Raw genomic sequence first — 14,329 nt, forward strand, 5'->3', positions numbered from 1 at the left:
ACAGGAGATAAGCCGATGAAGCGCTCTGAGGTCAACGCGATTTTGCAACAGACCCTCGCGTTCTTTGCCCGCCAGGATGTGCATCTGCCGCGCTGGGCGGAGTTCACGCTGGCGCAGTGGCGGCAGAGAGCGCGTGAGGAGTGGCAGGAAGTGTTCGATCTGAAGCTGGGCTGGGATGTCACCTCTTTTGGCAGTGATAACTTTCAGCAGCAGGGGCTGACGCTGTTTACCCTGCGTAACGGTTCGCCTGACGGCGTGCCCTATGCCAAATGCTATGCTGAAAAGATTATGCACTGCCGTGAGGCGCAGGTGACGCCGCTGCATTTTCACTGGCGTAAACGCGAAGATATTATTAATCGCGCGGGCGGCAATCTGATTGTTGAGCTGTATAACCGCGACGGTGAAGCGCTGGCTGGCACGCCGGTAACGGTAGCGATTGACGGTTTTCGCCAGACTCATGCCGCCGGTACGCAGATCCGCTTATCGCCTGGCGAGAGCATTACGCTGCCGCCCGGCATCTGTCACAGCTTCTGGAGCGAGGCCGGGCTGGGGGATGTGCTGACAGGCGAGGTATCGATGATTAACGATGATGAACGCGATAACTATTTTCTCACGCCGGTGTCGCGCTTTAATCCGCTTGAAGATGACGAAGCGCCACGCTGGTTGCTGTGCAATGAATACGGGCGCTATCTGCCATAAGCCGTTATTTGCCGTGGATTCCCTGTGGGACAAAAATCATCATCAGCGCGGAGAGCAGTGCAAACAGCGTAAGTGCTGTAGCAGCGCCTGCGGCGGCATACAGCATACCGAAGATCACCGATCCCACCACCTGGCCCGCTGCCAGCATAAAGAACAGCACGCCGACGCCAGAGGCCGGGGAGTGTGCAGTTGCGGCAGCGCCACATACCAGCAGCACGCCAGAGACGGTGACATAACCTGCGCCGCACAGCGCCACGGCCGGAAATAACCCCCAGGTGAAACTTTCACTGTGCGCCAGCAGCAGCAGTGGAAGCGCCATAAACAGTTGCGAAAGACGCCAGACCTGATGCAGACCAATACGCGCCGCAACCGGTCCGGTCAGTGCGCCAACTATTCCTGCGCCACCGCTGACCAGCCATAACAGGCTGGTGGTTTTTTTATCCACAGCAGAGTGATGCTGCAGCAGCTCCGGGCCAAAGCTCCACCATGCCGCGCTGGCGAGGCCGCTGATAAAGGCAACTATCGCCAGCCGCGCCAGCGAACGGCAGAGCAGCGTCTTACGCCAGTTTATCTTTCCATCACGACTATCCGGATGCTTGCCTGGCAGATAACGCAGAACCGGCAGCAGGCAGGCCAGCGCCATGATGCTAAATACTATGCAGGCCACCCGCCATCCGCCGGGCAGCCACTGCAACAGCGGCACCGACAGGATAATGCCCGCCGCGGTGCCGGCGTTAATCATGGTATTTACCTGAGGCTGCTGCTGTGCAGCAATCATCCGATTGACGGCGGCGGCAAGCGCCGGAGAGGCGAGGCCGGAACTCAGACCGGCAATAAACAGTCCGGCGGCCAGCATCGCCGGGGAGAAGGCGAGGGCGAGCAGCAGCAGTCCGCCAGCGGCGCATAACGCTGCCAGCGCCGCCGGTAAACGCGCGCCATAACGCGCTGTCAGCAGTGATGCGGCGATAATCGCCAGGCAGTAAGCGGCAAAACTACAGGCAGAGATCACACCAGCCAGCCGGGAACTAAAGGGTATATCGCTGGCTACCGCAGGCAGCATCAGTCCCCAGGAGAATCTTGCCATGCCGTAGGTGACCGCAATCAGTGAAAAACCGGTGATACCGAGTGCGACAGAAGCCCTCACGGTTTTTTCCCGCTGCCGGCCAGCAGCAGAGCGACCGCTGCTGCGGCATGGCTGGCCGCTGCGGGGCCGATAATCAGCGCAGAGGTGATAGCGCCTTCGGATAACATCCAGATCGCATCAGCAATCGCCACGCTGTCTGCGCCATGCGAATGTCTGACGCAGGTAGCGATGTACTCGCGCAGCTGATAGCGATAGTCGAGCGCCTGCGCTGACAGTCTGACATCCTGCTCCGCATATTCGCCCCAGGCTTTCAGAAAGAAGCAGCCGGAGCTGCCCTGTTCCTGCATCCACTGTTCAAGCACCGTGAAAAGCTGGCTAATTGCCTGCGGATGCTGCGGTGCATAAAGGGCGGAGAAGAAGCGGTTTTTGCGTTCAGTCATCACCGCTTCAGTCAGCATCTCGCGTGAAGGAAAGTATTTGTACAGCGTGCGGGTAGAAACGCCCGCCTCGCTACAAATGCGGTCGGTACTGGTGGCGTGAAAACCGTTGCGATAAAACAACTGCTCAGCGGCCTGAATAATATCCTGTTTTTTCTGCATCTGTAAAAAGTAAACCGATCGTTTTACTTTTGCAATAATTATCTTAAATCAGAGTCTGCTGCGGCAAAGGGCGGCGAGAATGCCGCCCCTGCCACATTAAACCGCAGGGGCCGCGTTCTCGCCGCCCGTGTGGATGATTTTCGCGATACGCAGCCTGTATGTATGGTAAGAGGGGAGAGGTTGTCTCAGGCAATACGACTGTTAATCAGCGCCGCATCCGGGCGCACCGCATCAGCGGAAAACACATAGCCCAGTCCGCGAATGGTGCGGATCAGCGTCGGCTGGTGCGGGTTGATTTCAATTTTTCGCCGCAGCCGCATAATCAGCACATCAATGGTGCGGTCAAATACATCGAGGGTTTCGCTGTGGGTCAGTTCAAGCAGCTGATCGCGCGTCAGCACTTTGCGCGCATGGCTGATCATCGCCAGCAGCAGCGTATATTCGCCCTGCGTCAGCACCACCTCTTCACGCTGCGGGTTCAGCAACACGCAGCGGTTTTCATCCAGCCGCCAGCCATTAAATTGCCAGCCACGCCAGCTGGTATAAGGATTTTCCAGCGATAGTATACCGCTACGGCGCAACACCGCTTTGGCGCGCGCCACCACTACCCGTGGGTTAAACGGCTTGGCGATATAGTCGTCTGCGCCCATCTCCAGTCCGACCACGATATCCGACTCCGATCCCATGCCGGTCAGCATAATCACCAGCAGATCGGGGCGGGTTCGCTGCATCTGCTGTAGCACCAGCAGGCCATTGGTATCCGGTAAAATCATATCCAGCATCACCAGCGAGATCTCGCGATGACCCGCAAGCAACGCCAGCGCATCCTCGCCGCAATGGCAGCTATACAGGGTAAACCCATGTTCACTCAGCACATCGTTAAGCAGCTCGCAGATGGCTTTATCGTCGTCGACCACCAGAATGGCGGGTTTCATCGCAGCGACCTCACAGGTTGCAGACAGGTTAAAAAGCAGTGTATCTGAGCCGCTAACCGGCGTGAGGGGCAGGCGATAAAACTGTGAGACGGGTCGCGGGCGGCGCGTGGATTTTTCGGCATCAGCCGCAGAATTGCCGCGCGCGGAGTTAACCGGCGCGGCTGAAGTTCAGTCCGGCGACCGCACCCGCGGATATTTCCATAACCAGCGGCCACTGGCCATCCGCCAGTAGAAACAGATGCCGCGCACAATCCAGTCAAAGAACATCCCAAGCCAGATACCGACGACGCCAAAGTCGAGCACGATGCCGAGGGTATAACCAACCACAATCCGGCAACCCCACATACTCAGCATCGATACCCACATGGTATAACGCGCATCGCGCGCGCCTTTCAGCCCGGCAGGCAGCACCCATGACGCGGCCCAGATCGGCATAAAGGCGGCATTCAGCCACACCAGCACTTTCACCACATCAATAACATCCTGTTCGCTGGAGTAAAACGACGCCAGCACGCCTGCCAGCGGCACCGAAATCAGCGCCAGACAGCACAGACCGAGGGTCGATAACCAGAAGATATGTTTTAGCTGACGCTCCGCCTGTCCGATCTGCTGTTTACCGAGCCGGGTGCCAACAATAATGGTGGACGCCGATCCCAGCGAGTTACCCGGCAGGTTAATCAGTGAGGCAATTGAGAACGCGATAAAGTTACCGGCAATCACATTGGTGCCCATCCCCGCGACAAATACCTGCGTCAGCAGCTTGCCGCCGTTAAACAACACTGATTCAATACTGGCTGGCAGGCCGATGCTTAACACCTCCATCAGAATGGAGCCGTTCATACGTGTAAAGTAGCTTTTCAGGGTGATTTTCAGCGCCGGGTTAAAGCCGATCATCAGCACATAAATCACCGCCGCCGCGCCGATATAGCGCGACAGCGTCAGGCCAATGCCCGCGCCAATAAAGCCCAGCCCGTCCCACGAGAGACAGCCGTAAATCAAAATGCTGCTGATAATGATATTGAGGATATTCATGCCGCCGTTAATCAGCATCGGCATTTTAGTATTGCCCGCGCCACGCAGCGCGCCGCAGCCAATTAAGGCGATAGCCGCCGCCGGATAGCTCCAGACGGTAATGCGCAGATAGATCAGCGCTAACTCTTTTACCTGCGGTTCGGCCGCCCCGGCAATGACATCAATAATTGCCGGACCGGAAAATTCAATCACCAGCGCCAGCAGCACCGAGGCCAGCGTCATCAGCACTAGCGACTGACGGGTCGCGGCGCGCGCGCGCTTGCGATTACGTTTGCCCAGACTGAAAGCCACCACCACCGTGGTACCGAGGTCGACGGCGGCAAAGAAAGCGATAATCACCATACTGAAGCTTTCGGCCAGCCCGACCGCCGCCATCGCCTCTTTACCTAAGCGACTGACCAGAAAGGTGCTCAGCACCCCCATCAGCAGTACGCACATATTCTCGAAAAAGATCGGCACAGCCAGCGGAGTGATTTCCCGCCGCAGCAGAACATGATAAGAGCGCCGTTTTGGATACCAGGCGGTGCCCTGAATGGCGTGCAGCAGTTTGGTGTACAGCTTTTGCAAGTGAGTTCCGGCAACATCAGAAATACGGGGGGAGTAAAGCAAGGATGGTTAAGGGCTGAACAATAATCAATTTATTTATCCGGCACCGCACAAAAAGTCCTTTTTTGGTTGCGGATTCGCTTTTTCAGGTGTCGTGGGCGGCGGTAAACAGGTTTAAATTCAATAAGATTAGCGCTATGATAATAATACTCATTTACATTAAATTCGTTAATAAATGAAAAATTTGCTGTCAAAAAGCGCATCGCAAATGGTTGCGCTGCTTGTGTTTCCGCTGGCCCTGATGGTGACGGGTTGTGACAATAATCAGAGCGAGCAACCAGTGGCCAGCCAGCCGGGTGCGCAGCAGGGCGACTGGCCACGTACGCTGGCGACGCCAAAAGGGCCGCTGACGCTGGATCACGCGCCGCAGCGGATTGTTTCCACCAGCGTGACGCTTACCGGAACGTTGCTGGCGATTGATGCGCCGGTGATTGCCTCCGGCGCCACCAGCCGTAACAGCAGCGTGGCGGACGAGCAGGGCTTCTTCACCCAGTGGGGAGCGCAGGCCAAAGCACGTCATATGAAATCCCTCTATATCACCGAGCCAAATGCTGAAGCGATTGCCGCTGAAGCGCCGGATTTGATTGTGATGTCCGCCACCGGTGGCGATTCGGCAGTGAAACTCTATGATCAGCTTTCAGCCATCGCGCCGACGCTGGTGATTGATTACGGCAATAAAAGCTGGCAACAGCTGGCCAGCGAACTGGGCAATATCACCGGCCATGAAGCGGATGCCCGTCGCCGGATTGACGGTTTTGCGCAGCGGGTGGCGGCGGTAAAGCAGTCGATCACTCTGCCGCCGCAGCCCGTTTCGGCGCTGGTGTATTACGAAGACGGACGCGGCGTTAATCTCTGGACCCGCGCTTCGGCGCAGGGGCAGCTGTTAAGCGAACTCGGCTTCACGCTGGCCACTCTGCCTGCCAATATTGATGCGCAAACCAGCATGGGTAAGCGCAATGATATTATCCAGTTATCCGGCGAGAATATGGCCTCCGGGCTGAATGGCAATACGCTGCTGCTGTTCTCCGCCGATGCGCAGACGGTGCAACGTGTCAGCGCCAATCCTTTTCTCACCCATCTCGACGCCGTGCAGCAACAGCGGGTCTATGCGATGGGGCCGGATACTTTCCGCCTCGATTACTACAGCGCCAGCAATATGCTCAACAACATTGAGCAGCATTTTGCTGCGCCAAAACCATGACGCAATACAGCACGCAACGCCAGCTCAGCCTGCTCGGCGTGATTTTGCTGCTACTGCTGCTGTGCTGTGGCGCCAGCATGCTGCTGGGGGCGAAAACCATCAGCCCGGCGGATGTCTGGCACAGTCTGACCGGGCAGCTGCAAAATGCCGACAGCGTGATTATTGTCGATGCGCGTCTGCCTCGCACGATTGCCGGGATCCTCGCCGGACTGGCGCTCGGCGGTGCAGGCGCAGTGATTCAGGCGTTAACCCGTAATCCGCTGGCCGATCCGGGCATTTTAGGGGTTAACGCTGGCGCCAGTTTTGCGATTGCCATCGGTATCAGTCTGTTTGGCGTCAGCGGTATGGCCGGATGGCTGGGCTTCGCCTGGGGCGGGGCGCTGCTGGCCAGTATTGCGGTATGGCTGATTGGATCGCTCGGCGGCGGCCGGGTCAATCCGGTGCGTCTGACGCTGGCAGGTGTGGCGCTGAGCGCGGTGCTAACCGGGATGACCACTTCACTGGCGCTGCTGAATCCGCAAACCTTTGACCAGATGCGGATCTGGCAGGCCGGTACTCTCGATATCCGTTCGCTGCATAATCTGCGCTTTATCGCCCCGGCGATTACTGTCGGATGCCTGCTGGCGCTGCTGTCGGCGCGTGCGCTTAACAGCCTGAGTATGGGCGAGGAGATGGCGGCGGCGCTGGGGACGCGGGTGCTGCTGGTGCGTCTGCTGGCGGTGGTGGCGGTGATGCTGCTGTGTGGTTCCACCACTGCATTAGTGGGGCCGATTGCGTTTGTCGGCCTGATGATCCCGCATGTCGCGCGCTGGTGGTTTGGTTCGGATCAGCGCTGGATCCTGCTTGCCTCTTTTCTGCTGGCGCCAGTGCTACTGCTGACCGCCGATATCACTGGCCGTCTGCTGGTGGCGGGCGAGCTGCGCGTATCCATTGTCACGGCCTTTATCGGCGCGCCGGTGCTGATTTGGCTGGTACGGCAACATAAATATTAAGGAGAGTCGGGTGGTAGCCAGAACGGTGCTGTTGGGGAATCCCCGTGGCATGATTAATGGTCGTCTGTCATTGCGGGTGATGCTGACCAACGGCCTGTTACTGCTGCTGGCATTGCTGCTGGCGCTGTTTGCCTTGTGCTACGGCACATTAAGCCTGACGCCGTTACAGGTGTGGCGCGCATTGCAGGGCAGCGGCGAGCCGGGAATGATTACCGTGGTCAGCCAGTGGCGTGCGCCGCGGATTGTGCTGGCGCTGGTGCTGGGCGCCGGTCTGGGCGTCAGTGGGGCCGTATTTCAGTCGGTGATCCGCAATCCGCTCGGCAGCCCGGATGTGGTGGGCTTTAATACCGGTGCATACACCGGCGTGCTGGTGACCATTATCCTGCTTAATGGCAGCTATTATCAGATCGCCAGTGGCGCGCTGATCGGCGGTATCGCCGCCGCCGCACTGGTGTGGCTGCTCGCCTGGCGCGAGGGCATTGTCGGCTTTCGCCTGATTATTGTCGGGTTGGGGGTGGCGGCGCTGCTGTCGGCGCTGAATACCTGGCTGATTATCACCGGTTCGCTGGAGAGTGCGATGAGCGCCGCGCTGTGGGGGGCTGGTTCGCTAAACGGGATGACCTGGGCGAAAGGGCAACCGGCGCTGCTGGGTATACCGTTGACCATTACCGTTATATTGCTGCTGGGAAAACGACTGCAACTACTGGAGATGGGTGATGACAGCGCGCGTGCGCTGGGAGTAAACGCCGAAGCCAGCCGCCTGTGGCTGATGCTGTCGGGTATTATCCTCACCGCCATAGCCACCGCCAGCGCCGGGCCGATCTCGTTTATCGCCCTCGCGGCGCCGCAAATTGCGCGCCGTCTGACGCGCGCCAGTTCCGTGCCGCTGTTTTCGGCGGCGACGAGCGGCGCGCTGTTACTTCTGGCCGCTGATATTACGGCACAACACAGCTTCAACGGCGTGCAGCTGCCGGTTGGCGCAGTGACCGTCAGTATCGGCGGTCTGTATCTGATTTGGCTGCTGATCCGTGAGTCTCGTCGCTAATGATAAACCGTACCGTTACCAGTCGTTTACAGGCCTCCGCGCTGACGCTGGCCTATGAGCAAAAAGTGATTACCCGCGATCTGAATGTCACCGTTCCTGACCGACAGTTTAGCGTGATTATCGGCCCTAACGCCTGCGGCAAATCGACGCTGTTGCGAGCGCTCTGCCGGTTGTTAAAGCCGCGCGGCGGTCAGGTGCTGCTGGACGGTAAAGATATCCATCAGCTGGGCACCAAAGCGCTGGCGCGCCAGCTGGGGCTGCTGCCGCAACATGCCATCGTACCGGAGGGGATTAGCGTGGCGGAACTGGTGGCGCGTGGCCGCTATCCGCATCAGAGTCTGCTAAAGCAGTGGAGTGACGCCGATCGTCAGGCGGTGGATGCCGCGATGGCCGCCACCAATATCAGCGATCTTGCCGCGCGCAGTGTGGATGAGTTATCGGGTGGCCAGCGCCAGCGGGTGTGGGTGGCGATGGTGCTGGCGCAGCAGACGCCGCTGCTGTTACTGGATGAACCCACCACCTGGCTTGATATCGCGCACCAGATTGAGTTGCTGGATCTGTTCCGTCAGCTTAATCAGCAGTCGGGCCATACGCTGATAGCGGTGCTGCACGATCTGAATCAGGCCTGCCGCTATGCCGATAACCTGATTGTGATGCACAGCGGACAGATCGTGGCGCAGGGTAAACCTGCTGAGATTATCAGCGCGCAGCTGGTGCAACAGGTGTTTGGCATGACCAGCGTGATTATTGATGACCCGGTATCGCATACGCCGCTGATTGTGCCCTGCGGTCGCTTTCATCCGGCACCGGCGCGTTAAGCGCCGGGCGGATGTGCAGTTACAGGGTATCTTTTAGCAGCGCCTGCACGCCGTCAATCAGTCCGCCACGCCAGCAGAGCGGGTCATGGCCGCCAATATATTCGCGGTAAGCCACCTGCAGACTGGCCGCTGTTAATGCGCTCAGCATCTGTTGATTGACAAAGCCTATATCCTCTTCAGTACTGCCGGACTCCATAAAAATCTTCAGCGTCGCCGCCGACTGCTGGCGGCGTGCAACCTGCTTTGTCAGCCAGCCGGTATTGTCTGTTTCAGGATGATGCATAATATTCACATCCGGCCACCAGAATGATCCCGACTGACTGAGAATGCGGCCAAAGCGCTGCGGCCAGTGCAGTCCGGCATACAGCGCGGCGAGGCCGCCGTAGCTCTGACCGCTGACCACCGTGCGTTGCGCATCGTCGCTGAAGGGGGTGAGGCGACGACTTAGCGGCAACAGCTCCTGCTGCACTGCCTTCCAGAAATGCGGGTTGCACGGCAGTTCCTGGCCGCGATGCGCCATATCGATCACATCAATAAATAACCAGCAGGCGGCAGGCAGCTGACCGGCGGCGGTTTGCTGGTCGATAGCGGCATAAATCGGGATATTTTGCGCCCAGTTCTGGCCGTCGAGCACAATAATCAGCGGCCGCTGCTCCGGCTGCGCGCTTTCACCGCTGGTATACAGCCAGATCGGGCGCTGATTACCCAGTAATCTACTCTGCCAGTGAAAACGGTGCAGGCGGGCGGCGTCGGCGTCGATATCGCCGCCGCTGTCAAAGGTCCGCCAGCCCTGTTGCACAGGCGCGTCGGGCATATGCGCGGCGGAGAGCGCTTTACGGCGGCTGGTAAAGTGCGGGCGTAGCGGATTCAGCGGATCGGCGATTGCCAGCGGGAACAGCGATATCCACCACGCGCGCTGTTGCTGGCGCGCAGTGTCCGCATCCTGACTAAAATCGGGCGGCAGCTGGCTGGCATTCACCGGGATCAGACTGTAGCTGCCGCGCCAGCGCGGATCGATGGCGGCTGACCAGTACCAGACATCGGTGCCCGCCAGGTGCTGCATCGTTTCTGGTTGCTGGCTGTGGTGATCGGTGACGCCATTGACATCAATATAGACCTGCACCGTTTGCGGCTGACTGCCGCCGCTATCGCGCCAGAAATAACTCATTCTGACGTCACTTCCCGTCTGCTGTTCAACCAGCGGTGTGCCGATCTCCGCCAGTTGTTGCCACCACTCTGGCTGGCCGACATTGGACGCCGCCAGCAGTTGCGCCACTGTCCCCGCCGGTTGCAGGGCTGGCATCAGGTTTGTTCGCTTTATCATCGACTTGTCCTTCGTTACTTTTCGCCACAGAGACTAACAGTTTGTTGTCAAAACCTCGCTTAAGAAATACTAATACGAATGTTATTGAGAAGCATTTGTGTTTGCAATAGCATGCCGGGCATTCCGCTGAACGCTGTTTTTTGCCTCTGTGGCAAGGGGTTATCGTGGCAAGCGGGAGGAGAAGTGGCTAATGCCGTCTGATGATATGCATTCAGTACCGACAGGGATTATAAAAAAATGTTTAAGCGTTTAAAAAAACAGCAAGTCTTAACCGCCGACAGCGCGCGCACGCGTCTGATACTGGCTTCGGCCCTGATGGTGGTTCCGCTGGCGTATGCGGCGGCGGCTACCGAAGAGACGTTGACTGTCACTGCCAGTGCGCAGGAGAGTGTCACTTCCCCGTTAAAAGGCAACGTGGCGAAGGAGAGTGCTTCAGGCACCAAGACCGCTACGCCGCTGCGCAAAACACCACAGGCTATTTCGGTGATCACCCGTCAGCAGATGGACGATCAGGCGGCGCCTTCGGTGTCCGATGCACTGAGCTACACCAGCGGCGTGATGACCAATTATCGCGGTAACTCCAACCGTAACGATGAAGTGATCAGCCGTGGTTTCCGTTATGCACCGAAGTTCCTTGATGGCCTGAGCTATGGCCTGTCAGGACAGGCGGGCGCTGCCGGGCAGGTGGATCCCTGGTTGCTGGAGCGGGTGGAGATGGTGCATGGTCCGGCCTCGGTGCTGTACGGCCAGGTCAACCCCGGCGGGCTGATCAATATGACCAGCAAACGTCCGACGGCGGAAAGCATCCATAAAGTGAAATTCAGCAGCGGCAATCAGCATCTGGCCGAGGCGGCGTTTGATTTTGGCGGTGCGCTAAATGACGACTACAGCCTGTTTTACCGGCTGAATGGCATCGCCAGCACTAAACATGAATTTGTGAAGAATGAAAAACAGCAACGGATGGCGATTGCACCGGCGCTGACCTGGCTGCCGAACGAAGACACCAGCATTACGCTGTTAACCAGCTACACCAATGAGCCGGAAGCGGGCTACCGCAACTTTCTGCCATATGCCGGAACCGTGGTGCCGGTTAACGGCAATACCATTCCTTATGATTTTAACGTCAGCGACAGCAGCTATCACGAAGCGAAGCGCGAGCAGACATCTTTAGGTTATATCTTCGAGCATAACTTCAACGATGGCGTGTCGTTTACCCAGAACTTCCGCTACAGCAATATGAGTGAGTCGTATAAATATCTGGTTTACACCTCGGATGTTGCCGGTTCGCCAGGGGTTATTGGCCGCCGTCCGCAGCACGATAAAATCGAATCGGAAGAGCTGGGGATTGATAACCAGCTGAAAGCGCTGTTTAACACCGGTGAGGTCACACACTCGGTGCTGGGCGGGCTGGACTATAAGTGGAGTGATGTCGATACGCAGATGTGGCTGGTGCGTGGCGATGAGTACAATCTGAACTGGTCAAATCCGACCCGGATCAGCGTTGACGAAAGCAGTATGAGTATTGCTACCGATACCCGTAAGAAGCTCGATCAGGTTGGCGTTTATTTGCAGGATCAGCTGGAATGGCATAACTGGAATCTGCTGCTGTCAGGCCGTCATGACTGGGCGGAAGTCCGTACCCTTGACCGCACGTCGGATACGCAAAGCCAGCAAAACGACAATAAGTTTACCGGCCGTGCTGGTCTGCTGTATGCGTTTGCTAATGGTGTTTCACCCTATATCAGTTACAGCACCTCGTTTGAGCCGAATCTGAGCAGCGGTGCGCCAGGCAGCGATCCGTTTAAACCGACCACCGGTGAACAGACCGAAGTCGGGGTGAAGTATCAGCCGCCAGGCAGTGAAACGGTGATTACAGTTGCGGCCTTTGATATTACGCAGAAAAATATTACCCAGTACAACAGCGTGCTGGGCTATAACCAGCAGATTGGTAAAGTGCAGTCGAAAGGGGTCGAGACCGAGATTCACAGCCAGCTGACGCCAGAAATCAATGTGATGGCGGCATATACTTACACTGACGCGGTGACCAAAGAGAGCAGCATCGCCGGACAGGCAGGCAATACGCCAGCGATCATTCCGCGTCATGCCGCATCGGCGTGGGGCAGTTACAGCTTCCATGATGGCGTACTGAACGGTCTGACGTTAGGCAGTGGTGTGCGTTACACCGGTGTGACCTGGGGTGACTCGGTGGGTGGGGTGACCGTGCCGCACTACACGCTGTATGATGCGATGGCGAAGTATGAACTGGGTGAGGCTTCATCGGCACTGAAAGGCACCACATTGCAGTTTAATGTGAATAACCTGACCGATAAGCACTATGTTTCATCGTGCAACAACGACAGCGCCTGTTTCTATGGCAGTGGTCGTACGATGGTGGCTTCGGTTAGCTACAGCTGGTAATCCGTATCTGCACGGGCGGCGATAACGCCGCCCCTACATTAATATAAACGTAGGGGCGGCGTTATCGCCGCCCGTATCAATGATTTGCAGCGGCGTTAAATACGTTCTCACAACCCTTTACCCTTAACGGAATGGCGGTTCGTTAAAGGTACGCAATTTGCGCGAATGCAGGCGATCGCCCTCGGCGCGCAGCAGATCGATCGCGCAGATGCCGATCTGCAGATGCTCTGAGATCGCCCCTTCATAAAAGCGATTAGCCTGACCAGGCAGTTTAATTTCCCCATGTAGTGGCTTATCCGACACACACAGCAGGGTGCCGTAAGGTACGCGGAAGCGATAACCCTGCGCGGCAATGGTGGCGCTCTCCATATCCACCGCGACGGCGCGACTCTGGTTAAATCTCAGCGCTGACGCGGAATAACGTAACTCCCAGTTACGGTCGTCGGTGGTCGCCACCGTCCCGGTACGCAGTCGCTGTTTAACCTCTTCACCTGGCATATTGCTGACCATTTTAGTGGCGTCGAACAGCGCGCGCTGCACTTCGGCAATGCTCGGGATCGGAATATCCGGCGGCAGCACCGCATCCAGCACATGATCGTCACGCAGATAGGCATGCGCCAGCACATAGTCGCCAATCGTCTGGCTTTCGCGCAGGCCGCCGCAGTGGCCGATCATCAGCCAGGCGTGCGGGCGCAGTACCGCCAGATGGTCGCAGATAGTTTTGGCATTGGACGGGCCGACGCCGATATTGACCAGCGTAATGCCCTGGCCCTCTTTGGCAATCAGGTGCCAGGCTGGCATCTGATGATTTTTCCACGCCAGATCGGAAACCGTCTGCTGCGGATTGCTGGTCTCAGCGGTAATCACAATACTGCCAGCGCAGGAGAGGGCCTGGTACGGCGAATCGGCATCGGCAATCTGCTCACAGGCCCAGCGTACAAACTCATCGACATAGCGGGTGTAATTGGTAAACAGCACCCATGACTGAAAATGTTCCACCGGTGTGCCGGTGTAGTGTTTCAGGCGCGCGAGGGAAAAATCGCTGCGCAGCGCGTCAAAATGGGAGAGCGGCAGAGTTTCGCCCGGATGGAAGATGCCGTCGGCATTTTCATCGCCAATCTGCGACAGCTCGGTGGTCGGGAAGTGCTGGGCGATACCGGCGCTCATGGTGCGATCCAGCATCAGCCCGGAACCATCGATCACATAAGGGAAGGGGATCTCCTGCGTGGACGGCTGCACCTCCAGCGTAATCGGGTATTCGCTGTGCAGCATCTCCAGCTGCTGTTGCAGATAGGCGCGAAACAACGCCGGACGGGTGATGGTGGTGGTGTAACAACCGGCACGGGTAAAGCGGCCAAAGGCGCGTGACAGACGGTGATCGGCGGCGTTGCCCTGCCAGCTGACGCGCAGTTCCGGGTAGACAAACAGCCCGCCGGCACGCAGTGCGGCATCTGGCAGGCGGCCATCTTCAATATAGGCGGTGATGGCATCGCGCAGGGCACTCACTGCCGCATCGTACATCGACTCCAGCTTATCCAGCGCCTCGTTGACGGTTAATCCGTTCATACTCGCTCCT

The 14,329-nt window shown here is 57.8% G+C and carries 12 protein-coding genes; 6 read left to right on the forward strand and 6 right to left on the reverse strand.

Annotated elements, in window-relative coordinates:
* Positions 1–15: 15 nt before the first annotated feature.
* On the forward strand, positions 16–699 hold the full coding sequence (locus N5923_RS16470; RefSeq protein WP_267141949.1) for a D-lyxose/D-mannose isomerase: 684 nt from the start codon (positions 16–18) through the stop codon (positions 697–699).
* 4 nt (positions 700–703) lie between these two features.
* On the opposite strand, the gene N5923_RS16475 is transcribed toward N5923_RS16470, so the two are convergent.
* From N5923_RS16475 to N5923_RS16490, 4 genes are all read right to left on the reverse strand, one after another.
* A complete protein-coding gene (locus tag N5923_RS16475; RefSeq protein WP_267141950.1) occupies positions 704–1,843 on the reverse strand; it encodes an MFS transporter in 1,140 nt (379 codons plus the stop codon).
* Entirely contained in the window at positions 1,840–2,382 is a 543-nt protein-coding gene (locus N5923_RS16480; protein WP_267141951.1) for a TetR/AcrR family transcriptional regulator, read from the reverse strand. Before N5923_RS16480 ends, N5923_RS16475 begins: the two co-directional genes overlap by 4 nt.
* Before the next feature lie 185 nt (positions 2,383–2,567).
* Positions 2,568–3,317 carry a response regulator gene (locus N5923_RS16485; RefSeq protein ID WP_267141952.1) on the reverse strand — a complete coding sequence of 250 codons (750 nt, stop codon included), beginning with the start codon at positions 3,315–3,317 and terminating at the stop codon, positions 2,568–2,570.
* Positions 3,318–3,485: 168 nt separating this feature from the next.
* Positions 3,486–4,916 carry an EmmdR/YeeO family multidrug/toxin efflux MATE transporter gene (locus tag N5923_RS16490; protein WP_267141953.1) on the reverse strand — a complete coding sequence of 477 codons (1,431 nt, stop codon included), beginning with the start codon at positions 4,914–4,916 and terminating at the stop codon, positions 3,486–3,488.
* Between the two features lie 214 nt (positions 4,917–5,130).
* Here N5923_RS16490 and fepB point away from each other — a divergent pair, with 214 nt between their 5' ends.
* Genes fepB through N5923_RS16510 form a run of 4 tightly spaced genes read left to right on the forward strand, consistent with a single transcriptional unit; the run spans position 5,131 to position 9,011 of the window.
* Positions 5,131–6,156: a Fe2+-enterobactin ABC transporter substrate-binding protein gene (fepB, locus tag N5923_RS16495; RefSeq protein WP_267141954.1), complete on the forward strand. Its 1,026-nt coding sequence runs from the start codon at positions 5,131–5,133 to the stop codon at positions 6,154–6,156.
* On the forward strand, positions 6,153–7,148 hold the full coding sequence (gene fepD / locus N5923_RS16500; protein ID WP_267141955.1) for a Fe(3+)-siderophore ABC transporter permease: 996 nt from the start codon (positions 6,153–6,155) through the stop codon (positions 7,146–7,148). The genes fepB and fepD overlap by 4 nt, the downstream gene beginning before the upstream one ends.
* Positions 7,149–7,158: 10 nt before the next feature.
* A complete protein-coding gene (gene fepG, locus N5923_RS16505) occupies positions 7,159–8,193 on the forward strand; it encodes an iron-enterobactin ABC transporter permease (protein ID WP_407704477.1) in 1,035 nt (344 codons plus the stop codon).
* On the forward strand, positions 8,193–9,011 hold the full coding sequence (locus tag N5923_RS16510) for an ABC transporter ATP-binding protein (RefSeq protein ID WP_267141956.1): 819 nt from the start codon (positions 8,193–8,195) through the stop codon (positions 9,009–9,011). The genes fepG and N5923_RS16510 overlap by 1 nt, the downstream gene beginning before the upstream one ends.
* Positions 9,012–9,030: 19 nt before the next feature.
* Here N5923_RS16510 and fes read toward each other — a convergent pair whose 3' ends face one another.
* Positions 9,031–10,335, reverse strand: a complete 1,305-nt coding sequence (gene fes / locus N5923_RS16515; RefSeq protein WP_323372714.1) for an enterochelin esterase — start codon at positions 10,333–10,335, stop codon at positions 9,031–9,033.
* 237 nt (positions 10,336–10,572) lie between these two features.
* Between fes and N5923_RS16520 the strand changes: the two genes are divergently transcribed.
* Positions 10,573–12,753 carry a TonB-dependent siderophore receptor gene (locus tag N5923_RS16520; RefSeq protein ID WP_267141957.1) on the forward strand — a complete coding sequence of 727 codons (2,181 nt, stop codon included), beginning with the start codon at positions 10,573–10,575 and terminating at the stop codon, positions 12,751–12,753.
* Positions 12,754–12,876: 123 nt separating this feature from the next.
* Here N5923_RS16520 and N5923_RS16525 read toward each other — a convergent pair whose 3' ends face one another.
* Positions 12,877–14,319, reverse strand: a complete 1,443-nt coding sequence (locus tag N5923_RS16525; RefSeq protein ID WP_267141958.1) for an AMP nucleosidase — start codon at positions 14,317–14,319, stop codon at positions 12,877–12,879.
* Positions 14,320–14,329: the final 10 nt, after the last annotated feature.

The organism is Winslowiella arboricola (genome assembly GCF_025527015.1).
GTDB lineage: Bacteria > Pseudomonadota > Gammaproteobacteria > Enterobacterales > Enterobacteriaceae > Erwinia > Erwinia arboricola.

Excerpts from the sequence above, each read along its gene's own strand:
- N5923_RS16485 (WP_267141952.1), bottom strand. The coding sequence starts at position 3,317 with ATGAAACCCGCCATTCTGGTGGTCGACGACGATAAAGCCATCTGCGAG.
- N5923_RS16470 (WP_267141949.1), top strand. The coding sequence starts at position 16 with ATGAAGCGCTCTGAGGTCAACGCGATTTTGCAACAGACCCTCGCGTTC.
- fepD (WP_267141955.1), top strand. The coding sequence starts at position 6,153 with ATGACGCAATACAGCACGCAACGCCAGCTCAGCCTGCTCGGCGTGATT.
- fes (WP_323372714.1), bottom strand. The coding sequence starts at position 10,335 with ATGATAAAGCGAACAAACCTGATGCCAGCCCTGCAACCGGCGGGGACA.
- N5923_RS16510 (WP_267141956.1), top strand. The coding sequence starts at position 8,193 with ATGATAAACCGTACCGTTACCAGTCGTTTACAGGCCTCCGCGCTGACG.
- N5923_RS16525 (WP_267141958.1), bottom strand. The coding sequence starts at position 14,319 with ATGAACGGATTAACCGTCAACGAGGCGCTGGATAAGCTGGAGTCGATG.
- N5923_RS16520 (WP_267141957.1), top strand. The coding sequence starts at position 10,573 with ATGTTTAAGCGTTTAAAAAAACAGCAAGTCTTAACCGCCGACAGCGCG.
- N5923_RS16480 (WP_267141951.1), bottom strand. The coding sequence starts at position 2,382 with ATGCAGAAAAAACAGGATATTATTCAGGCCGCTGAGCAGTTGTTTTAT.
- fepB (WP_267141954.1), top strand. The coding sequence starts at position 5,131 with ATGAAAAATTTGCTGTCAAAAAGCGCATCGCAAATGGTTGCGCTGCTT.